Source organism: Nocardioides speluncae (genome assembly GCF_003121585.1).
Lineage (GTDB): Bacteria > Actinomycetota > Actinomycetes > Propionibacteriales > Nocardioidaceae > Nocardioides > Nocardioides speluncae.
Genome location: NZ_QEOO01000049.1, coordinates 106,519 through 127,160, shown reverse-complemented (window position 1 = coordinate 127,160; position 20,642 = coordinate 106,519). Strand labels below are relative to the sequence as shown.

Annotated in this window: 23 protein-coding genes; 1 reads left to right on the top strand and 22 read right to left on the bottom strand. The window is 69.6% G+C overall.

Going from position 1 to position 20,642, the window contains the following annotated elements:
* Positions 1-15 precede the first annotated feature (15 nt).
* From DDV73_RS25700 to DDV73_RS25600, 21 genes are all read right to left on the bottom strand, one after another.
* Positions 16-489 carry a hypothetical protein gene (locus DDV73_RS25700; RefSeq protein ID WP_161962537.1) on the bottom strand — a complete coding sequence of 158 codons (474 nt, stop codon included), beginning with the start codon at positions 487-489 and terminating at the stop codon, positions 16-18.
* Between the two features lie 179 nt (positions 490-668).
* A complete protein-coding gene (locus DDV73_RS25695; RefSeq protein ID WP_109510121.1) occupies positions 669-890 on the bottom strand; it encodes a hypothetical protein in 222 nt (73 codons plus the stop codon).
* Positions 891-1,048: 158 nt separating this feature from the next.
* Positions 1,049-1,735 carry a response regulator gene (locus DDV73_RS25690; RefSeq protein ID WP_109510120.1) on the bottom strand — a complete coding sequence of 229 codons (687 nt, stop codon included), beginning with the start codon at positions 1,733-1,735 and terminating at the stop codon, positions 1,049-1,051.
* A complete protein-coding gene (locus DDV73_RS25685; protein WP_109510119.1) occupies positions 1,732-2,955 on the bottom strand; it encodes a sensor histidine kinase in 1,224 nt (407 codons plus the stop codon). The genes DDV73_RS25690 and DDV73_RS25685 overlap by 4 nt, the downstream gene beginning before the upstream one ends.
* Positions 2,956-2,962: 7 nt before the next feature.
* Entirely contained in the window at positions 2,963-3,835 is an 873-nt protein-coding gene (locus DDV73_RS25680) for a type II secretion system F family protein (protein WP_109510118.1), read from the bottom strand.
* A 167-nt stretch (positions 3,836-4,002) separates the two neighbouring features.
* Positions 4,003-4,929: a type II secretion system F family protein gene (locus DDV73_RS25675; RefSeq protein WP_109510117.1), complete on the bottom strand. Its 927-nt coding sequence runs from the start codon at positions 4,927-4,929 to the stop codon at positions 4,003-4,005.
* Between the two features lie 165 nt (positions 4,930-5,094).
* The gene (locus DDV73_RS25670) at positions 5,095-6,411 is read right to left on the bottom strand and encodes a TadA family conjugal transfer-associated ATPase (RefSeq protein WP_109510116.1); all 1,317 of its coding nucleotides are present in this window, start codon (positions 6,409-6,411) and stop codon (positions 5,095-5,097) included.
* Positions 6,412-6,571: 160 nt separating this feature from the next.
* Entirely contained in the window at positions 6,572-7,015 is a 444-nt protein-coding gene (locus DDV73_RS25665; RefSeq protein ID WP_109510115.1) for a TadE/TadG family type IV pilus assembly protein, read from the bottom strand.
* A 5-nt stretch (positions 7,016-7,020) separates the two neighbouring features.
* Complete coding sequence (locus DDV73_RS25660; RefSeq protein WP_109510114.1) at positions 7,021-8,616, bottom strand: division plane positioning ATPase MipZ; 1,596 nt, start codon at positions 8,614-8,616, stop codon at positions 7,021-7,023.
* A complete protein-coding gene (cpaB, locus tag DDV73_RS25655; protein ID WP_109510113.1) occupies positions 8,616-9,332 on the bottom strand; it encodes a Flp pilus assembly protein CpaB in 717 nt (238 codons plus the stop codon). Before cpaB ends, DDV73_RS25660 begins: the two co-directional genes overlap by 1 nt.
* Entirely contained in the window at positions 9,329-10,132 is an 804-nt protein-coding gene (locus tag DDV73_RS25650; protein WP_154402913.1) for a hypothetical protein, read from the bottom strand. The genes cpaB and DDV73_RS25650 overlap by 4 nt, the downstream gene beginning before the upstream one ends.
* A gap of 277 nt (positions 10,133-10,409) precedes the next feature.
* Entirely contained in the window at positions 10,410-11,210 is an 801-nt protein-coding gene (locus DDV73_RS25645; RefSeq protein WP_109510111.1) for a Crp/Fnr family transcriptional regulator, read from the bottom strand.
* 81 nt (positions 11,211-11,291) lie between these two features.
* Positions 11,292-11,861 (bottom strand): hypothetical protein, encoded by a 570-nt coding sequence (locus tag DDV73_RS25640; RefSeq protein WP_206051097.1) that lies wholly within the window; start codon positions 11,859-11,861, stop codon positions 11,292-11,294.
* 135 nt (positions 11,862-11,996) lie between these two features.
* On the bottom strand, positions 11,997-12,431 hold the full coding sequence (locus DDV73_RS25635; RefSeq protein WP_109510110.1) for an SRPBCC family protein: 435 nt from the start codon (positions 12,429-12,431) through the stop codon (positions 11,997-11,999).
* A 93-nt stretch (positions 12,432-12,524) separates the two neighbouring features.
* Complete coding sequence (locus tag DDV73_RS25630; RefSeq protein ID WP_109510109.1) at positions 12,525-12,896, bottom strand: hypothetical protein; 372 nt, start codon at positions 12,894-12,896, stop codon at positions 12,525-12,527.
* Positions 12,896-13,285, bottom strand: coding sequence for a VOC family protein (locus tag DDV73_RS25625; protein WP_109510108.1), 390 nt, complete (start codon positions 13,283-13,285; stop codon positions 12,896-12,898). Before DDV73_RS25625 ends, DDV73_RS25630 begins: the two co-directional genes overlap by 1 nt.
* Positions 13,282-14,097, bottom strand: coding sequence for a helix-turn-helix transcriptional regulator (locus tag DDV73_RS25620; protein WP_109510107.1), 816 nt, complete (start codon positions 14,095-14,097; stop codon positions 13,282-13,284). The genes DDV73_RS25625 and DDV73_RS25620 overlap by 4 nt, the downstream gene beginning before the upstream one ends.
* Positions 14,098-14,156: 59 nt before the next feature.
* Positions 14,157-15,071 (bottom strand): cytochrome c biogenesis CcdA family protein, encoded by a 915-nt coding sequence (locus tag DDV73_RS25615; protein ID WP_109510106.1) that lies wholly within the window; start codon positions 15,069-15,071, stop codon positions 14,157-14,159.
* 2 nt (positions 15,072-15,073) lie between these two features.
* Positions 15,074-15,580, bottom strand: coding sequence for a TlpA family protein disulfide reductase (locus tag DDV73_RS25610; RefSeq protein ID WP_161962536.1), 507 nt, complete (start codon positions 15,578-15,580; stop codon positions 15,074-15,076).
* A gap of 75 nt (positions 15,581-15,655) precedes the next feature.
* Positions 15,656-16,726: a serine/threonine-protein kinase gene (locus DDV73_RS25605; RefSeq protein ID WP_109510104.1), complete on the bottom strand. Its 1,071-nt coding sequence runs from the start codon at positions 16,724-16,726 to the stop codon at positions 15,656-15,658.
* Between the two features lie 95 nt (positions 16,727-16,821).
* Complete coding sequence (locus DDV73_RS25600; protein WP_109510103.1) at positions 16,822-17,343, bottom strand: helix-turn-helix domain-containing protein; 522 nt, start codon at positions 17,341-17,343, stop codon at positions 16,822-16,824.
* Between the two features lie 139 nt (positions 17,344-17,482).
* On the opposite strand from DDV73_RS25600, the gene DDV73_RS25595 reads away from it, so the two are divergent.
* Positions 17,483-19,405 carry a vWA domain-containing protein gene (locus DDV73_RS25595; RefSeq protein WP_161962535.1) on the top strand — a complete coding sequence of 641 codons (1,923 nt, stop codon included), beginning with the start codon at positions 17,483-17,485 and terminating at the stop codon, positions 19,403-19,405.
* A gap of 143 nt (positions 19,406-19,548) precedes the next feature.
* On the opposite strand, the gene DDV73_RS25590 is transcribed toward DDV73_RS25595, so the two are convergent.
* Positions 19,549-20,637: an adenosine deaminase gene (locus DDV73_RS25590; RefSeq protein ID WP_206051096.1), complete on the bottom strand. Its 1,089-nt coding sequence runs from the start codon at positions 20,635-20,637 to the stop codon at positions 19,549-19,551.
* Between the last annotated feature and the right edge of the window lie 5 nt (positions 20,638-20,642).

Genomic DNA, 20,642 nt, shown 5'->3' with positions numbered 1-20,642 from the left:
ATTGGAAAGTCAGTGTCAGTTGGAGAACGGGTCGTCGTTCTCGACGAGATGGATGTCCCACTCGAGAAGAGCGGTGAAGTCGATTCCTGCGTAGCAATAGGGAGGCGGAACGTAGCCCGGCTTCGGCGTGCATTCGAGGATCCAGGTGGCTGCGTCCCGACAGCCGACACCGAGGATCTCCACCCCAATTCCACCCATGCAGATCCCGGCCGTCAGCTCGGCTGCCGCCGTCGCCCTGCTCTTGGAGTTCGCCGAGGCGTCGCCGCCCTTGACGGTGTCGTTCTGCCTGGTGATCGCGGTGTACCTCACCTGCTGGGTCGCCGGGTTGTACATGCCGCCGGTGACCACAGGGGCCGTGGCGCCATTCGCGCCGGCGAGCTCGTTCGCCCGTGCGTACGCAAGCCCGTCGTACGACGTCAGATAGATAAAAAACGTCGCGACCTTCTGCGGGCCGTCCGGCAGCGCCTTGACCTTCAGCTCGAAGTTCATCTTGTGCGCCTTCGCAGCGGCGAGCGCGGCCGAGTCGGAGGCTGTGTCCGCTCGTCCAGTTTGGTCAAGCAGGTTCTGCAAGGGCACGAATGAAACCGCTATTGCAAAGCCACCGACGACGGCCAGAAGGAGGGCCGGGTAAGCCTGGCCCTCCTCCCGCCTGCTGCGAATGCGCATGCTCAGCCGAGCGCTTCCTGGATCTTGCCGAAGGCGCCGGTCAGGATGCCGCGGGCGAGCTCGCTGATCTCGTCCTTGAAGCCGATCACGAGGACGGCGAGCAGGGCGACGAAGGCGACGATGCCGACGTACTCAGCGGTGGCCTGGCCCTTTTCCCGACGGTCCGCGAGGCTCTGGCCGTAGACGTAGAGAGTGGCCTCGAGGTGTGCGAAGAAGCTGGTCATTTCGATCTCCTTGATTAGCGGGAAGCTCTGTTGGTCTGTGTCGCCGATCCGGGTCCCTGTCCTTCTCGACACTCAGAACGCTACGGAACAACGGCCGGGCATCGGAGGGTCCGAAGACCCAATCAGGGGCCCAATCCGGCGGGCCCAACCCGGGCCCATCAGGCGTCCTCGCGCAGGCCGAGCAGCAGCGCCACGGCGGCGGACCGGTTGGTCGCGCCGACCTTGGCGAACAGCCGGTTGATGTGGTTCTTGACCGTCTTCTCCTCGATGAACAGGTGCTGGGCGATCTCGGAGTTGGTGTGGCCGAGCACGATCTGCTCGGCGATCTCCAGCTCCCGCCGCGACAGCCGGTAGCGGCGTACCGCCTCGGGATCGACACCGGTCGGCGGGCCACCGTTGGCCGCTGCCGCGCCCTCACCCGCGGCCGGCGCGGCAGGCATGCCCTGCAGCAGCACCGCTGCGGCCGGCGGCGACAGCCTGACCCCGCCTGCGGCGGTGTCGCGGATCGCGACCGCCAGCTCGTGGCTGTCGAAGGAGCCGTGCACGAGGTAGCCGGTGGCCCCCTCGCGCAGCGCCTGCGAGACCACGGCGGGCTCGTCGGTATAGGTGAGCATCAGCACCCGGGCGATCTCGGCGAGCCGCGGCAGCACGTCCAGGCCGCCGCCACCGGGCATCCGGACGTCGAGCAGCACGATGTCGGGCCGGTGCTCCTCGGCGAGCGCGAGTGCCTCCGGACCGGAGCTCGCCTCGCCGCTGACCTCGATATCGGGCTCCAGCTCCAACAGGCTGGTCAGCCCGATCCGGACGACCGGGTTGTCGTCGGCAATCAGTACACGGACGGTCACGAGAGCGCCTCCTCGTCCTCGGGCAGCTGTGCCGGGAGTCGGACAGCCACGGTGGTGCCTCGGCCGACGGCCGAGTCGAACGTCACGCGACCACCCGCACGGGTGGCGCGCTCCCGCATGCCGACCACACCGAAGTGGCCGGCCTTGACGGTGCCTGGGGCGGACAGGTCCAGCTCACTGCCGGGTCCGTCGTCGGTGATGCCGAGCTCGACCCAGCTGTGCTTGGTCGACAGGGTCACGGTGGCGGAGGTCCCGGCCGGGGTGTGCCGGTCGACGTTCTCCAGTGCCTCGTTGAGGATCGCGATCAGCTCGTACGCCGACTCGGTGGCCAGCTCGGGGTCCCCGAGCACGTGCACCTCGGCGTCCCGGCCGGTGATGTGGGTCCAGCGGCTCGCGGCCTCCCGTACCTGCTCGGCAACGTCCGCCGTCGAGTGGGTACGCCGCATCGCCAGGATCAGCGCCCGCGACTCCGTGGACGCGCCGGCGATCAGGTCGGAGATGGTGCGCGCCTGCTCCTTGGCCTTGGCCGGGTTGCGGTCCAGCCAGGCCGGCAGCGTGTCCGCGAGGATCGCGACGCCGTGCAGGGTCTTCACCAGCGAGTCGTGCATCTCCCGGGCCAGCCGGGCCCGCTCCTCAGCGACGCCTGCGAGCCGGGTCTGCTTGCGCCGTTCGCGCTCGACGTCGGCCGCGCGGAGCACCACCTCGCGGATACCCGCGCCGAGGAAGAGACCGCCGACGAGCAGCACCGGCACCAGCACCAGGGAGACGAACGGGTCGCCCGGGTTGAGGTGCTCGGGGACCTGCAGCGACAGCACCAGCCACCAGCCACCGACCAGCACCGGCGTGAAGAACAGCGCTCCGCGGCGGTCCAGGCAGAGCCCGGTGAGCACCGCGCCCGAGCCGAGCAGCAGCAGCATCGGGCTGACCGGCTCGGTCGCGCCGAGGGCGAACAGGCAGCCCAGCGCATCGAAGCAGAGCAGCAGCGGGTGCGTGCAGAGCGCCAGTCCGACCGTCTCCCAGCGCAGCAGCACGAGCAGCAGCCAGGCGCTCGCGATCGCCAGCACAACGACCATCCCCATCATCCCGGGAACCGTCAGCAGCCAGCCGGCCACCAGCAGGCAGGAGACGATCCGGATGTCGAGCAGGATCTTCGCGATCCGGGTCAGCGACTGGACGCGCTCGAACTCCGCGGCGGGCGAGGCGATCTGCAGGACGGCCATCTGATCATCACTGGCCCAGGAACGCCATCAGGATGATCGACCCGATCATGAACAGCGTCAGCGCCGGCATGATCACCAGAGTCAGGATCAGGCTGATCTTCGGGTTGGCGCGAGCGGCCGCGGTGCGGGCTCGCTGTCCCGCCGTCCGCCGCAGTTCCTTGGCGTAGCTCTCCAGGAAGCCGGTGATCGGCGTACCGAGCTCCTCGGCCTGCAGGAACGAGGTCACGAAGTTGTTGAGCGACGGCGAGTTCGAGCGCTCGCGCATCTCCTCGAACGCCGACCGCCGCGAGGCACCGACGTCGATCTGACGCAGCGCGATCAGCATCTCCTCGCTGACCGGGCCACCGACCAGCGTCGCGACCCGGCGCAGCGCCGAGCGGAAGCCGAGGCCGGCCGAGATGGTCACCGACAGCACGTCGAGGAAGTCCGGCAGCTCCCGCTCGACGGCCGCGGAGCGGCGCTGTGCGGCGGTGTAGAGCGCGAACCGCGGGAAGTACCAGCCGAGCACAGGCATCGCGAGACCGAACGGGTAGCCGCGGTAGACCAGCGCCGCGCCGAGGATCACGCCCAGCGCGGCCCAGGTGGCCTGCCGCTGGATCAGCGTCTCGACGGTGAAGCCGTCCGGCGACCCGGCACGCGCGATCGCGGCGCGCACCTTGCGGCGGCTCTCGGTCGACATCTGGCCGAGCACCCGGCCGCCGATGGCGCGGTCCATGAAGTTGAGGAACTTGCCGACCAGCGAGGTCCGCTGCGGCTTGTCCTCGGGACCGACGTACGCCGAGAACGCGCTGGTCTCGACGCCGGGCTCGCGCATCAGCCGATAGCCGTACAGACCCAGGATGAGCAGCCCGAGGCCACCGAACGCAAACAGTGCGGCCATGGCTAGTGGTCACCTCCGTTGGTTCGTCGGGTGTATTCGTGGTCAGCGTGCGTGCAGCGCAAGGCGGCGGAGCGAGGGCATACCGGCTCGTCTGGTGAGCGACGCCAACGCCGCGATGTGCGTGCGATGGCCTCGAAGACGCCTGGCGAACCAATGGAGGTGACCACTTAAACCTCGACCTTGATCGCTCGGCGGACCATGACGATGCCGAGCAGGTACAGCGCCAGGCTGAACACGAAGATGCCGATCCCGAACGGGTTGCTGAGCACCGCGCGCAACCCGCCCTCGACGCTGGAGTGAACCAGGAAGACCATGCCGGCGCCAAGCAGCGAGACCGCCGCCACCGTGGCCTTCGAGCCCGCGATCAGCGTCGCGACCTCGCGCCGTAGGTCGCGGCGGATCTCCAGCGCCTCGGTGATGCCCTGCAGTGCGGTGACGATCTTGCCGCCGGCGCGGGACTGGATGACCAGCACGTTGACGAGTACGGCGAGCTCCCGCGACGGCAGCCGGTCGCCCATCCGGGACAGCGCGTCGTCCAGAGACGAGCCGAGTGCGAGCTCCTCGTTGACCCGGTTGAGCTCGCTCTTGGTCGGCTCGATCGTCTCCTGTGCGGCGACCGAGAGCGCGGCTCGCAGCGACAGGCCGGCGCTCGCGGCGTTGGCCAGCAGCCGGGCCAGGTCGGGCAACTGGTCGATGAAGCGGGCGAACCGCGCCTCCTCGCGCCGCTTGAACCACATCCGCGCGCCCCACAGCAGCAGAGCCATCACGATGATCGTCAGCACCGGGCCGCCGATCACGTAGCTGGCGTACGCCCCGGCGCAGGCCACCAGGAACGCGCCGATCACGGTGTCGGCGATCGGCCAGGTCACGTCGGCGTTGTTGAGCTGCCAACGCAGCCGGCGGCCCCAGCCGGTCCTGAGGATCCGGCGCTCCAGGTTCCGCCGGAACCGGTTGAAGCTGGAGCTGCGGTCCTGGCCGACCACGAACGCGAGCGAACGGCGCCGGTCCTGCTCCTGCACCAGGACCCCGATGCCGACGACCACCAGGGTGAGCGTCGCCAGCAGGATCATCGTGATGATCGGAATGCTGACCATGGGTGGTCACCTCCGTTCGTTGGTCGGGGGTATCCGTGGTCAGCGTGCGTACAGCGCAAGGCGGCGGAGTGAAGGCATACCGGATCGTCTGGCGAGCGACGCCAACGCCGCGATGTGCGTGCGATGGCCGCGGAGACCCTTGGCGAACGGACGGAGGTGACCACTTCAGTCGTCCATCGGCGGCGGCTTGGCGTTGGCGAACGCCTGTGGCAGTGGCAGGCCGGTGAGCCGGATCCGCTCGCCGTACACCTTGGGCATGCTGAAGTAGTGGAGCGTTCCGGTCACCTTGCCCGAACCGGACCACGGCTCCGGGCGGTACTGGAAGACCGGGTGCATCTTGTAGTGCTCGCGGTGCCGGGAGATCAGCAGCACGATCTCGGTGATCCGGCGGCTGCCGTCCGGGAGCCTGCTGAGCTGGACCACGCAGTCGATGGCGCTGTTGATCTGGTCGCGCAGCGTCTCGTCCGGCAGCCGGAGCTCCGCCATCGTGCACAGCGTCTCGAAGCGGAGCAGCGCGTCCTCGGCGCTGTTGGCGTGGATGGTGGCCAGCGAGCCCTCGTGGCCGGTGTTCATCGCCTGCAGCATGTCCAGCGCCTCGCCGCCACGGGTCTCACCGACGATGATCCGGTCGGGCCGCATACGCAGCGAGTTGCGGACCAGGTCGCGGATGGTGATCTCGCCCTTGCCCTCCACGTTCGGCGGCCGGCTCTCCAGCCGGATCACGTGGTTCTGCTGCAGCGCGAGCTCGGCGGCGTCCTCGATGGTGATGATCCGCTCCTGCGCCGGGATGAACGACGACAGCGCGTTGAGCATTGTGGTCTTGCCGGAGCCGGTACCACCCGAGACCACGATGTTGAGCTCGGCCTTCACCATGGCGTCGAGCAGCCCGGCCATCGAGTCGTCGAGCGCGCCCAGCTCGATCAGACGCGAGATCGAGTACGGCCGCGGGAACCGCCGGATCGTGATCGTCGGCCCGTCGACGGCCAGCGGCGGCACGATCACGTTGACTCGCTCACCGCCCATCAGGCGGGCGTCGACCATCGGGCTGGACTCGTCGACGCGGCGGTTGACGCCGGCGACGATCCGGTCGATGGCCTGGTAGACCTGCTCCACCGACGAGAACTTCAGCGGCAGTCGCTGGATGTGGCCGGCCCGCTCGACGTAGATGTCCTCGTGGCCGTTGACCATGATCTCGGTGATGGTCTCGTCGCGCAGCAGCGGCTCGAGTACGCCGAGACCGAGCGCCTCGTCGACCACGCGGCGTACCAGCAGGTTGCGCTCGCGGTTGGTGAGCAGCGGGCCCTCGCGGGTGAGCAGGGTGCCGACCACCCGCTCCAGGCGGGCCCGGCGCTGCTCCTCGGAGAGCGCCGACAGCTCGTTGAGGTCGACCTCCTCCAGCAGCAGGCCTTTGAGGTAGGAGACGCCGTTGTCGTTGACGACCGAGTCGATCGTGCCGTCGTGCTTGCGGTCGCGTAGGGCCACTAGTGGTCACTCCCAGGAGTTCTTCGAGGGTCTGAGTGGTCAGGGTGCGTGCAGCGCAAGGCGTCGGAGGGAGGCGGGCCGGCGGCCCGTCGACCGACGACAACGCAGCGATGTGCGTGCCCTGGCCGCTCAGGCGCCGATGAACTCCTGGGAGTGACCACTAAAAGCCGCCTCCGAAGCCGTTCTCCTCGGTCACGGGCATGACCGCGTACCGGGTCACCGTGATGTCGAGGTCGTCGATGCCGAAGCCCATGCCGAAGACGGGCACTCGGATCTGCGACTTGGCCGAGACCACGTCGCCGCCACCGGTGCCGGTCACCGACGGCTCGTCGCCGCTGCTGGAGATGTCGCCGCTCGACACCGAGACCGAGCTGCCGTCCTTGAAGAAGCCGGGGATGTCCCGCTCGGCGTTGCTCTCGGCAGACGAGTGGTCGACGCCCTTGCTGGCGTCGCGGGCGGCCTGCCGGGCGGTGCCCTCGGCCGAGACCGCGGCGTACCCGATGAAGAACAGCTGGATGATCGCGCCGGTGATCAGCAGCGCGAACGGGATCGTCGCCAGGATCTCGATGGTGCCCTGGCCCTTCTCGTTCCGGGTTCGTCGCATGATCCCTACTCCTCGTCGGATGCGGAGCCTTGAGCGGTGACCTCGTGGTCGACCCACGGCACGATGACGGGTGCGGTGAGCCGAGCTTGGTAGGTGTCGTCATCGACCTGGCTGACGTCGACGTCGTAGAAGAACGGGGTGGCGTCCTTGGCCGCCTGCTGGGCCTCGCTGAGGGTGCCGCCACGAGTCCCGATCCGGGCCGCCTCGTCGGCCGCGCGCCGGCTGGAGACGGTGGCGATCGCGAGCAGGGCGGTCTGGATCAGGAAGACCGCGATCAGCATCGCGACCACGATCCCCATCAGCGCCTCGATGGTGACCTGGCCGCGGTCGTCGCCGCCCTTGCGCTTGCGCGAGCGGCCGCGCTTCTTCTTCTCGGGGGCGGCCTTCTTGGTCAGGTCGGGCGCCGACACCCCGATCGGCGCATCCGGCGCCTGGACCGCGCCGAGGGCCAGCCGCAGCTCGCGGCCGAGCGCGACCACGGCCCGCCGGAACGGGCCGTCCTCCAGCTCCAGCGGGGACATCGCGTTGGACGCGGCCTCGAGCCGGCGCCAGTCGTCGGGGAAGTTGGTGGCGGTCGGCTCGGCGCTGGTCATCCGGGCGCCGAACTCCGGCTGCACCTCGTTGCGCGGGCTGACCTTGTTGAAGAGCAGGTGTACGTCGCCGGGCTTGGCGACCTGGAGCCGGTCGAGCATGTCGACCTTGTCCTGGGCCGCGCGGATGCAGCTCACGTCGGGCGTGGCGACCATGATCAGGTTGTCGGCGAACTCCATCGCGACCGCGCTGGCCTCGGTGACCACCGAGCCGGCGTCGGCGATGATCAGGTCGTAGTGGCCCTTCGCGGCGCCGATGATCTGGCGGGCGACCGGACCGCTGATGTCGTCGGACTGCTCGCCGTCCTTGGGCGCCATCAGCACCCGCAGCCCGCTGCGGTGCACGATCACGGCCTCGTCCAGGTTGCGGCCGGTGAGCGCGTCGGAGATCGTCACCAGGTCGGCGATGGTACGGCGGGCGGTGAGGTCGAACAGCTGCCGGATGCCGCGCTGCTGCAGGTCCAGGTCGACCAGGCAGATCCGACGCTCCGGGTTGCTGACAGCGGCCAGCAGCGCGGTGTGCAGCGCGACGGTGCTGGTGCCGACGCCGCCCTTGGCACCGGTGAACACGATCAGCCGGCCGGAGTGCTCGCTGCCGAGCGCCAGGCCGCCGCCCATCTGCGAGCGCAGCTTGCGCTGCCAGTCCACGATCCCGGGCAGCCGGGCCTGCAGCTCGTCGAGCGCGGGCGGCGCGTCGATCACGGCCCGGGCGCCGGCGTCCATCACCGACTGGAACATCGACACCGAGGGCTCGGAGGTCATCACCAGTACGGCGACGTCGGGTGCGCGGGACACGATGTCCCGGATCACGCTGAGGTAGGGCAGGCTGCCGATCTGATCGTCGACCACGACGATGTCGAGGTCCTCGGTCGCTTCGACCGCCATCAGCAGATCGGACGAGTTCTCGGCGACGCCGAGCATGTCCACGTCATCGCCGAGCTCGGCGAACGTCGCCATCGTCTGGGTGCGGAGCTCCTCCTGACCGATACCCAGCAGCACGCGTGAGGTCATTACGAGGTCTCCTTCTGGAATGTCTCCACGTAGGTCTTGTCCTCGGGCTCGACCAGCGAGCCATCACCCGGCGGCCGCAGCACCAGACGGGTCTGGGAGGCGAAGGTCTCGGCGTACGTCAGTGCCTTGACCTGCCCTTCCTCGGTCGCGAACGTGATCGGTACGGCGTCCTGCTGGCTGACGCCGCCGGCCGAGTTCTCCTTCTCGCGCTGCACCTGCAGACCGACATCGATCACCAGCAGGTTCTGGGCGATCACCTTGGTCCGCGGGCCGACCGTGGTGACGTCCTCGTCGAAGGTCGCCCACACGTCGACGTGGTCGCCCGGGCGGACCTTGCCGGCGACGCCGGTCTCGGCGTCGATCAGGATCGCGATCTCGCGCTGCCCGGCCTCCAGGCTGGGCTTGGGAATCAGGTTGCTCGACTGGAGCAGGGTGCCCTTGCTGAGCGGCGCCGCCGAGACCCGGCCGACCAGGTCGGTCAGGTCGGTGACCGCGCCGTCGGGCAGCCAGCGCTGCGGGATGTCGACCTTCTCGAAGTTGGCCGCCGTCAGCTCCTGGTAGGCCTCGACGTCGGAGCTGACGACGTACCCGGGAACCCGGTTGCCGACCTGGCTCTCGACGTCGTTGACATAGCTGAGGATCGCGAAGAACACCGCGATGGCGCCGACAATGGCGAACGCCAGGAACAGGACGCCCCTTCGCTGACGGGGGTTCATACTGCTACTTCCTCTCGTGCGGAACAGAACGGGCAGGAACCAGAAGCGACGCCGCCGCACTGAGGGCAGCGGCCGAAGCGCTCCTGAGAGATCAGTCGAAGCGTGTTGAGGATGTCGCGGGGGACGAATGTCTGCTCGTAGTAGCGGGCCCGGCCCCACCACTTCGCGCCCTGGGCCACGTTGGGGAGCTCGACGGTCTCGCCGGGCTGGGGCGAGTGGAAGTTGACCTTGTTCTCGAACGACGGCGTACCGTCCACGACCCGGTCGGCCGGCTCGTCCGGGAACGTGACGCCCGGGTTGCCGTTGCCGATCTTCACCTCGCCGGCGATCGCCACCCCGAAGCAGACCGTCGGGATCCACGACATCGCGTGGTGGCGCAGCTTGACGCCGGGTACGTCGAGACCGGCGGCAGACGAGATCGCCGCCACGGTCGGCAGCACCGAGCCGTGCCGCTCCAGGTGGCCGATGGCCAGCGAGGCAGGGACCCGGCGGTCGGCGAGGGTGGACAGCCAGGTCGCGCGCGCGGCGAGGCCGGTGGGTGGCACGCGCTGGGAGACGCCGACCACGGAGCGGCCGCGGGAGAGGGCACGGAGTACGCCGACCTTGCGGTTCTGCTCGCGGCGGCCGCCATGCACGAGCAGGATCGGCTGGTCCTTGGGCAGTTGCTCGACCAGGGCGCGGCCGAGCTGGAGGAAGTCGGGTGCGGTCGGGTCCGGGAGCTCACGGACCTGCTGATGGGCAGGATGTGCTGCTAACCGGGCCGGCGCGAAGCCACACGACACCACCGAGAAAGTCGCCACCGAGGAACCTCGATCCCTTGCTCCCTGGTAGTCCGGGGACTACCTGCCCTCTGGTCCTGACGGACCCCATGCTCACTCCCCGTTGGACGGCATGCTTCCCCAGGCGGGAGTACGGAAACCCACCAGGCAGTAAACGATTTGTCCGAACTGGATCCTTAACTTATAAGCGCTGCTGTTAGGTAGCGCTAAGTTCCAGGAATCCGATTGGCAGGTTCCGGACAGCAGGCCAGGCGATCGCCGGGGCCTGATGTCCAAGGAGGGGTGGCGTCCCTGGTCGCTAGCGACCGCTGTGCGCTTGGAGGCGCTCTCGGCTGATGATGGTGATCCGGCCGCGCCCCAGCGCGATGAGTCCCTCGTCGGCGAACTCACCGAGGATCTTCGTGGTGGTCTCCCGGGAGGTGGCGGCCAGCGCGGCCAGCTGCTCATGTGTGAGCTTGACCTGGACGCCGCGGCTGAGGGGTCCCGACTGGGCTGCGGCGAGGGTGACCAGGGCTCCGGCGATGCGTTCGGGGACAGACTTGAAGACGGCGTCGGCGAGTCGTTTCTCGAGTTCGCCCAGTCGCCGGCCGAGGGTTTCGGAGATCCGGCCTGCGATGCGCGGATCGGCAAGCAGCAGGCGTCGTACGTCGGCCTTGGTCATGACGCAGACGACGACATCGTCGAGGGCCTCGGCGAAGCTGTCGTACATCTGCTGTCCGACGATGACCATCTCGCCGAAGATCGTGCCCGGCTCGATGATCGCCGTGGTCAGGGCGCGGCCGTCTGGGGAGACGCGGAAGATGCGGATGCGGCCCTTCTTGAGGATGAACAGGGTCTCGAGCGGCTGGTGAGGGGTGTAGACGAGCTCGCCGGCGGCGTAGGTCTTCATCGGTGCCGCCTGGGCGAGCGCGTCCATCTCGGCGTTGTCGAGGTCGCAGAAGATGTCGACCTCGGCCATGCACCAGACCTTGTCGGGGCCCGCGGCAGCGCGCTCGATGTCCACGTCTTCCTCTCGGCGACCCGGCGACCAGGGGTGTGCGCCCCCAGCCAGGTCCTCGGGGTTGGTGATGTGTACGCAGTGGGGTGGTTCGGTTCCCATCGTGTCAGCCTCCTGGGGAAGTTGGACATAGGTGAGGAGCCGGGTGGCGGTGCAGCGCCTCCCAGCTCGGCCGGGTATGGGTCAGTGAGCGATCGGCTCGGTGGAGGCAGCCGCAGTCTTCCTGTTTCCGAGAGCTACGAGGACGCCGAGGACGAGCCCGAAGAGAAGGTGCTCGATGATGAATGTGCCCCAACCGGCCATCTCGGCCATATTCTTGATCGGGTCGCCGCTGTCGAAGACCGCGGCGGCCAGCGGGAGGCCGGCGTACGCGCTCACCGCGAAGACGATGAAGCCATAGACCAGGCCGACTACGGCGAGTACGGCAAGCCCGAAGGGCAGCCGGGAGGCGATCAAACCGAAGACCGCGCCGTACCCGGCGCCGGTCGTGATGTGGATCAGCGCTCCCAGGATCGCGGTGCCGAGGACGAAGTGGAAGTCGGTGCCGGCCGCCGCGTCCTCCATCGAGGCCATCATCGAGTCGCCGGACGCCCAGAGCGAGGCGATGTGGTAGAGCGGGGTGAAGAACCCGGTGCCCTTCTCCCAGGCGGCGATCATCGCGTACATCGCCATCACCAGGGAGGCGATCACGCCGGCGCCGGCGCCCACGAGGAGCGCCCGGGTCAGGCTGGTCGGGAGGACGATGCGAGTCATGATGGTGCTCCTTCGACGTCGGTCGGATCGGGTACGAGGACGATCGTTCCGCTCGGGTGGGTTCGGTTCGGTGAGCGCGCTTACACAGCGCCCGGCCAACTCGTCGAGGTCATAGGCCGGATTCGGGGCCTGGCGTCAGCCTTCGAGGATCGCCTTGAGCCGCGCCAGGTCCTTGGTGGTCGCGCGCTTCATGGCGGCCGCCATCACCGGAGCGCTCACCTTGATGAAACCGCTGGGTGCGCCCGTGTTGCGCAGTGTCATCCGAGTGCCACCGGCGACCGGCTCCCAGGTGTACGTCGTTCGCATCGGGAACGGTCCCTGCGCGGTTTCCATCACCAGCCGCTCGCCGTCGACAAACTCGACGACGCCGTAGGTGTAGGCCAGCCGCTTGCCGAGGAAGGTGGCGACGAACTCCATCTCCGAACCGACCCGGACCGGCGGCTCGGTGCGCCACTGGACCGATCGGATGTTCGCGTACCACGCCGGCGCGTTGCCCGGGTCGCTGGCGTATCCCGCCACCTCGGCGACCGGTCTCGCAATCACGGTCTCCACCTGGACGTCTACGGCCATATCCAGATCGTAAGCCCGGCAACGCCCGATCGGGCGGGTCGCGGTTGCTTCGAGTCGAAGGTCTCGGTGACCGGTGTGTCGCCGCGCCGGCCGCTACCCGGGTGGACCGTGACGTGCGAAGTCGATGGCCTCGGCGAGGAGCGACTGCCACAGCTGTCTGTCAGCGGTGGGAATCGACACCCACTCACGAAAGACCTTCCCAGCCGGGGAAAACGCGTCACCGTCGCCCTTCTCGACGAGCTCATTGACCCGTTGGTGCGGCAGCTTCACGACCAGGTGGCCAGCCTTGACGTCGTAGGACGCCAGGAATCGTCCGGCCAGTCGAACGCAGGGGTAGCCCATCATCGTTGCCCGGCCGACGGCAGGGTCGTAGAGCAGGTCGTCGGTGAGCTCTTCGTAGAGCGCGCGGGCCTCGTCCCCGCCGGCCGGGTCCGGCGGGGACGTGCCTTTCGCGTCTGGCGGCATCAGGCCGCCGGCGGGCTGAAGACGCCGAACTGGTTGCCAGCCGGGTCGCGGAGGTAGGCGAACGTCGGTGCGCCCGGGCCGGGGTCGAGGTGCTTGCTGGCCACCGTCCCGCCGAGCTGCTCGGCGTCGGCGCAGGTGGCCTCGACGTCGGCGACCAGGATGTAGAACACGGCGTGGCCGGGAACCTGCCCGCCGGTGCCGAAGATCCCGCCCATCGGGGCATCGGCGCCGGAGGCCTTGACGTTGCGGTAGTCCATGCCGCCGGACGCTGCGGGCCCGTCGGCCTCAAAGGTCCAGTCGAACAGGCTGCCGTAGAACTTCTCGGCACCGTCGGGGTCGCTCGTGGCGACCTCGAACCAGGCGAGGGTGCCGGGCGCGGGGTTGGTCATGGGTGTCTCCTTCTGCCTTGCGGGTCACCCGTCGGGTGGCGGGATACACCCACTGTCTCGGGGTCTCGCGACAGCCCTATGTCGGAGTTAGGCAGAAGGTCTTCGGGACGCAGCGCCGATGCCGGCAGCTTCGTCTGGTGGCCGTCGACGACCGGCTCGGCGGCGACGCGCCTCGGGCGCGGCAGGGACGGCGTCGGCGCGGCTTGGGTGATCCGATCCATGCGGAACACGCGGTCGTCTCTTCTCAGGTGGCACCAGGCAGTGAGGTATGAGCCGTTGGGCCCGACGACAACGTGCAGTGGCTCGATCTCGCGCTCGGTCTCCACGCCGCCGACATCGGTGTAGCGGATGCGCAGCACCTGGTTGCCGCGCACAGCCCGCCAGATGATCTCGGCGATCTCAGCATCGGGGTCGGGCACGGGTTGGACGAGAAGCCTGACCTTCTCGGCGGTCGCGCGCGCCTCCTCCAAGGCTCGCGCGGGCATCGCCGCGACGATCTTCTGCATGGCGCTGCGGGCGTCGCGCGTGAAGAGCACGTGTTCACTGCGGCTAAGAGCGACGGCGACCGCGGCCGCCTCGCGCGGGGTGAAGTTGAGCGGCGGCAGGCTCATCGAACGGTCCAGCGTGTAGCCGCCCGTGCGTCCCTGCTTCGTCGCCAGCGGCACCCCAGCCTGCCCCAACGCGCTCAGGTCGCGCTCGACAGTTCTGACGCTGACCTCGAAGTGCCCGGCCAACTGCCGCGCCGTACGCCCCCGGGAGCCGGCCGCCCTCAGCTCCTCGACCAGGGCGTAGAGCCGGTCGATGCGGTTCATGTTCGGAGTCTAGGGGCGAGCGGGGACAGTCCGATGGGGCCGCTGCGTGGGTCCGATTCCTACGGGCCGGCCCTCGGGGGAGTCGCAGTTGCCTCATTGCGTCTCTTTCTGCGGAGACTTCTGTGGGGTGGACCCGGTAGCAGCGCGATCGCGACCAGCACGGCCAGGACGACGGCCAGGCCGGTGTAACCGATCGCCTCGGTGCGGCCGGCCAGCCACTCTTGGACGGGGGACGCGGCCGAGACCACGGGGTCGGTGCCGGCGCCGGCATGCAGGACCCGGAGCTCCCACACGCCGTACCACGCGACGTATCCGCCAGCGGCGGCGAGCATCAGTCCACCCAGACGGGGTACGACGCTCCCAGCGCGCCGCATCGCGGTCACCAGCTCCCGGCGCGAGAGTGCGACGGACGTCGCCGCAACCCCGACGGTCAGGCCCATGCCCGCGGCGTAGGCGGCGAACAGGACGACCCCGTCGGCCGGGGACCTGGACCGGAAGCTGGTCACCACGACGGCGAGGAACGGGGCGATCGTGCAGCCCAGCGACGCGACCGCGTAAGACACGCCGAACCCCGCCATGGCCGGCCAGCTGGCCACCACCGGCGTGCCCGGCCCGGGCCGGCGGCGGCCGGGCCACGCGAGTGTGGGCAGCGTCCTGCCTGCCAGCAGCCACAGACCCGCCGCGGCCAGCGCCAGTCCCAGCCCCACAGTGAAGCCGGGCAGGAAGGACTGGACCGACGCCGCCACGGGTGCGATCGCGAGCCCGAAGATCAGGAACACGCCCGCGAAACCCAGCGTCAACGCGGTCGTCGCCCGAAGCGCCCGGCCGACCGCAGTCAATCGCGACCGGGGAGGATCACCGAGCACGAACAAGGAGAGATATGCCGGCAGCAACGCGAACCCACACGGGTTGACCGCGGCCACCATCCCCGCGGCCAGGGCGAGCCCGACGGTGCCGGTCGACAGCTCGAGCATCGTCAGTCCGCCAGCCGGGCCACCAGGTCGCCAAGCTCCTCGTTGTCGAGATAGCCCTCGGACATGACCTCACCGTCGGCGTCGATCACCGTGAACGTGCTCTGCGCAGTGACGCGGAAGTGCTGCCAGACCGCGCCCTCAATGTCGACGAGGTGGGTCACGTGCGGAATCTGACCGGCCAGGTCAAGGATCGCGGACTCGCTGTCCAGCCCGCCAACCCCGATCACGGCGACCCGACCGTCGTACTCCTCGGCCAGGTCGGACACGAACGGGCTCTGCGCCCGACAGGTGGGGCACCATGGCGCCCAGAACCACAGCACCGCCGGCTTGCCCTTCAGGCTGGCGCCGTCGAACTCGGAACCGTCGACCGTTGTTCCGCTGAAGTCGAGGTCGGCGACCTTGCCGGTGCCGATCACCTCGGAACCAGGCGCAGGTGAGGAAGACTCCTGGGTCCCGCATGCGGCGAGCAGGAGGGCGAGAGAGGCAACGATCGCGAGTACCCAGCGCATGTATCGAGTCTTACCCATGGCCGGTCGCCCGACTGTGAGCGCCCTTACCGAAACAGTAGGGCTACTCAGCCCGGATCAGGCCAGGGCGATGGCCAGGGCGAGCAGCACGATGCCGGCGATCAGCAGCAGCCAGGCCGCGATCGGCACGTCCGGCCTGCTCCGGGTCGGGTGCTCCTGCACCAGCTTCGGCAGCGCTGGGGTCGGCTCGGGCTCCGGTTCGCGGTTGAGTACGACGGTGTCCGGGTCGTTGTGGGTCGGCGAGGTCGCCGGATGCGCGCTCGCCGACCGGGCGAACGGACCGGTCTCGCCCCACTCCGCCGGCAGTGGCGGCACGTGGTCGAAGACCTCGACGGGGTCGGTCGGGTCGGCACCGTGCTCCAGGCTGCCGGCACCGGACAGGTCCTGCAGCCGGTTGAGGACCTCGTACGCCGAACCCGGCCGGGCGGTCGGGTCGTCGGCGAGCATCTCGTCGACCAGCGTCAGCAGCTCGTCGGAGGCGACCAGGCCGTCCCGGCCGCGGCTCTCGGGCGGCGCGTTGCCGGCCAGCATCTGCCGCATCACCACCCCGAGCGCGAACAGGTCCTGAGCCGGCGCCGGGTCGGCGCCGCGGTAGGCCTCCGGCGACAGGTAGCCGGGGGTCCCGAGCACCGCGTTGGCCATCGTCAGCCGAGGTGCGTCGAACGCGGCGGCGGTGCCGAAGTCACCGAGCCGCAGCCGCGGCCGCTCCCGGCCGGTCGCGTCGAGCAGCAGGTTGCTGGGCTTGACGTCGCGGTGGGCGAAGCCGGCGGCGTGTACGGCGACGAGCGCGTCCGCAGCCTGTCCCGCCAGCTCGATCACCCAGCCCTCCGGCAGCGCGCCGAAGTCGCCGAGCAGCGTGGCCACCGAGCCGCCGCGCACCAGCTCCATCGTGAACAGCACCCGGTCGTCCTCGCCGGTCCAGTTGCGCGGCGCCAGCGTGTGCGGGTGCTGCACCACGCGCTTGGCCTCGCGGATGAACCGGATCAGCGAGTCGGAGTCGCCGGTGCGGAGCACCTTGGCCGCGACGTAGGTCCGGTCGCGGTGGTCCCACGCCCGCCAGACCGTCCCGGAACCGCCGCCGTCGAGGACGTCGATGAGCTCGAAGCGCCCACCCACGATGTCGCCCACGCCGTACCACCCTCGTCGTCAGTCAGCACTTGGACCGTTGGCCAGAATGCCACAGCGTAGAGGGGCGCAGGCACTGGTGGGGTGAGCGGTATGTCCTAGCCGCCGGAGACCTGGCGGAAGTGCTCGACGGCGTCGCGGGTGCGGCCGTTGCCGTAGACCCGCAGAACCTCGGCGAGGGCCGGGTAGTCGGTCGCGAGCAGGTCGGCGGCACCGGCGAGCTCGTCGGCACTCGCGGCCCAGCGCAGCACGTCCTGGACGTTGGTGGCGCCGTCGTGGCGGAGCGCCGCGGTGGTACGGGTCAGCACCTTGCCGGTCGCCTCGGACTCGACGTCGGCGAGGGCCGCGGCGGCGTCCATCCGGCGGGTCCTGACCTCGGGCGCGAGCTGCATCATCCGCTGCAGCCGCTGGACCGCGGAGGGGTTGCCGATCTTGAGCCGGTTGCCGGAGGCGAGCTGGCTGATCATCGGCGCGGAGAGGCCGAGTACCCGCGCGAGCTGGGCCCGGGAGATGCCGAAAGTGTCGGTGAGTTCGTTGACGACGTCGACCAGCGGAGCGCCGTACAGTCGGGCCTGCTCGGCGCGGTTGCGCTCGGCGGGCGACTCTGGGTTGTCGCTCATTGCTCACCTCCGTCTGCATTGGCGTTTCCGGTAGTGAATCACGATAGCCCAGGCGCACGCGGGGTTTGAGGACTTGACGTACGGGAACAACCCCTCTACGTTTACAAATGTAAACGGTTCCAGGCCAAGGAGGATGGTCATGACCACTCGGGTAGCACGGTTGGGCGCGGGGGCGCTGGTCTCCTGGCGGCTGCCGGTCGCCGCGCTGGCACTGCTCGTCGCAGCCTTCGGCGCGATCATGAGCGCGCCGGACAGCGGCGCCGCGACGGCACCTTCCACAGCCGACGAGGGACCAGGCAAGGTGCTGCTGGTGCTCGACTCCTCCGGCTCGATGAAGGCGTCGGCGGGCAGCGGCGAGACTCGGATCCAGGCCGCGAAGAAGGCGCTGCGCCAGGTCGTCGGCGAGATGCCCGAGGACCAGGACGTCGGCCTCCGGGTGTACGGCGCCAAGGTGTTCTCCAAGTCCGACGCCGGCGCCTGCACCGACTCCCAGCTCGTGGTCGAGCCCGGCACCGGCAACCGCAAGCAGCTGCTGACGGCCATCGACACGTACAAGCCGTACGGCGAGACTCCGACCGGCTACGCGCTGCAGGAGGCCGGCAAGGACCTCGGCAGCGAGGGCCGGCGCAACATCATCCTGGTCTCCGACGGCGAGCCGACCTGCGACCCGGACCCGTGCCTGGTCGCCAAGGAGCTCCGCAAGCAGGGCATCAGCATCCGCATCGACGTGGTCGGGCTAGACGTCAACGACGCCGCCCGCAAGGACCTGCAGTGCGTGGCCCGCGCCGGTGGCGGCGTCTACTACGACGTCGACAGCAGCGAGGAGCTCGCCGACTCGCTGAGCGCGGTCGCCAAGCGCGCGGCCCGTCCCTATGAGGCGATCGGTGAGCCGGTCACCGGCACCGAGGACGCGGAGAGCGCGCCCGAGATCACCGCGGGCGACTGGATCGACGCCGTCGACTCGCAGACCCCGGAGAAGCACTACCTGGTCAAGCGGGAGCTGGCGAACTCCACCATCATCGCCAGCGCGGCGTACCGCTCCAGCCAGGCCGGCAACGACCTGATCGACGTCGAGCTGACCACGCCGTCCGGCGAGACCTGCCAGCTCAAGACCGGCGTCTCCAGCGAGGGGAAGCTCACCGCGACCAGCGCGTCCGCTTCGCCGTACACGCTCGCGGAGGAGTGCCTGACCAGCCCCGAGCTGATCCTCGCCGTGAAGTACCGCGGCACCGACTCCGACGGCACCGCCCTGGAGATCAAGGTCAGCGAGCTGGCCGAGGTGGTCGACCCGGAGTCGCTGCCCAAGCCGCGGACGATGACCGACTGGAAGAAGCCGGCGGCGGGCTCTCGGACCGAGGTGACGGGCGGTACGTCGTTCGCGGACGCCGAGCCGATCGAGCAGGGCAGCTTCAAGGGCACGATCGTGCCCGGCGAGACGCTCACCTTCTCGGTCGACGCCGAGTGGGGTCAGCAGGTCGACGCGGCCGTTCACTACCCGCCGCTGCGTGGCGGATACGCCGACGCCGCCGACGGCACCCTTGCCGTCGCCGAGCTGTACGCGCCGAGCCGGGCACCGTCGAGCGTCACCTTCACCACGCCGACCACCAGCAAGGACCGGGTGCTGCTGACCAACGGCCAGACGCTGCTGGAGACCTCGAGCGGGACGGTCGCCTACCAGCGACTGGCAAGCCCGACTGACAACGGCGCCGCGCTCAACGGCTCGTACATCGTCGCGGTCTACCTCCAGGACACCCCGAGGAACGCGTCGGTCGCGGTGCCGTTCGAGCTCGACCTCGCGCTCTCCGGCGACCCGGGCGGCGAGCCGACGTTCAACGAGCAGCCGATCGACGGCGCAACCGAGGACCCGTCGGAGTCGGCGACCGACGAGCCCACCGACGAGCCGTCCGACGACAGCTCGAGTGAGTCATCCGGCAAGGGTGAGGAGGGCGGCGGCATGTCGGGCACCAGCCTGGCGATCGGCGGCCTGGGCCTGGCCGCGCTGGCGGCGGCCGCGTTCCTCTTCCTGCGTCGGCGTGGCGGCGGCGACCCGGCCCAGACCTAGCGCCGTTTCTGCTTCCCTAGGTATGGAGCCCGGCCCGCGCCGGGCTCCATGCTGGGGAGAACCAGGTTTCCCGTCTCGCCATCGCGCACCATTCCCCGGAGGGGGTCCGGGGTGGTGTCCCCCAGCGCGGTGGCGAGTCGGGCTCAACTTCCAGCTATCAGTGCGGCGTACTCGGGCTTGATCACGCCGTCGATGATCGCCAGCCGCTCGTCGAACGGCAGGAAGGCCGACTTCATCGCGTTGATCGTGAACCAGCGCAGGTCGGCCAGCGTGTAGCCGAACGCCTCGACCAGCGCGTGCATCTCATCGGTCATCGAGGTCCGGCTCATCAACCGGTTGTCAGTGTTGACGGTGACCCGGAACCGGAGCTTGGTGAGCAGCCCGATCGGGTGCTCGGCGATCGACTCGGCCGCGCCGGTCTGGACGTTGGAGCTCGGACACATCTCCAGCGGGATCCGCTTGTCCCGGACGTACGCCGCCAGCAGGCCGAGCGTCGGGGTGCCGTCCTCGGCCACGGTGATGTCGTCGACGATCCGGACGCCGTGGCCGAGCCGGTCCGCGCCGCACCACTGGATCGCCTGCCAGATCGACGGCAGCCCGAAGGCCTCGCCGGCGTGGATCGTGAAGTGGGCGTTCTCGCGCTGCATGTACTCGAACGCGTCGAGGTGCCGGGTGGGCGGGAAGCCGGCCTCGGCGCCCGCGATGTCGAAGCCCGCGACGCCACGGTCCCGCCAGGAGACGGCCAGCTCGGCGATCTCCATCGAGTTGGCCTGGTGCCGCAGCGCGGTCAGCAGCTGGCGAACCACGATCCGGCCGCCGCTGGCGGCGACGCCCTCGTTGAAGCCCTCCTGGACGGCGGCCACCACCTCGTCGAGGGTCAGCCCGGTGTCGAGGTGCTGCTCCGGCGCGTAGCGGACCTCGGCGTACACGACGCCGTCGGCGACCAGGTCCTCCACGCACTCGCGCGCGACACGGGTCAGCGCCGGCGCGGTCTGCATCACCGCGACGGTGTGGTCGAAGGTCTCCAGGTAGCGGACCAGCGTCCCGGAGTCCGCGGCCTCCGCGAACCAGGTCCCGAGCGCCTCGGCCTCGGTCTCCGGCAGCTGGTGGCCGCAATCCGCGGCGAGGTCGATGACGGTCTGTGGCCGCAGCCCACCGTCGAGGTGGTCGTGGAGCAGCACCTTCGGCGCCCGGCGTACGGCGTCTCTGCTCGGCAGTGTCTCGGCGCTCATGGGGA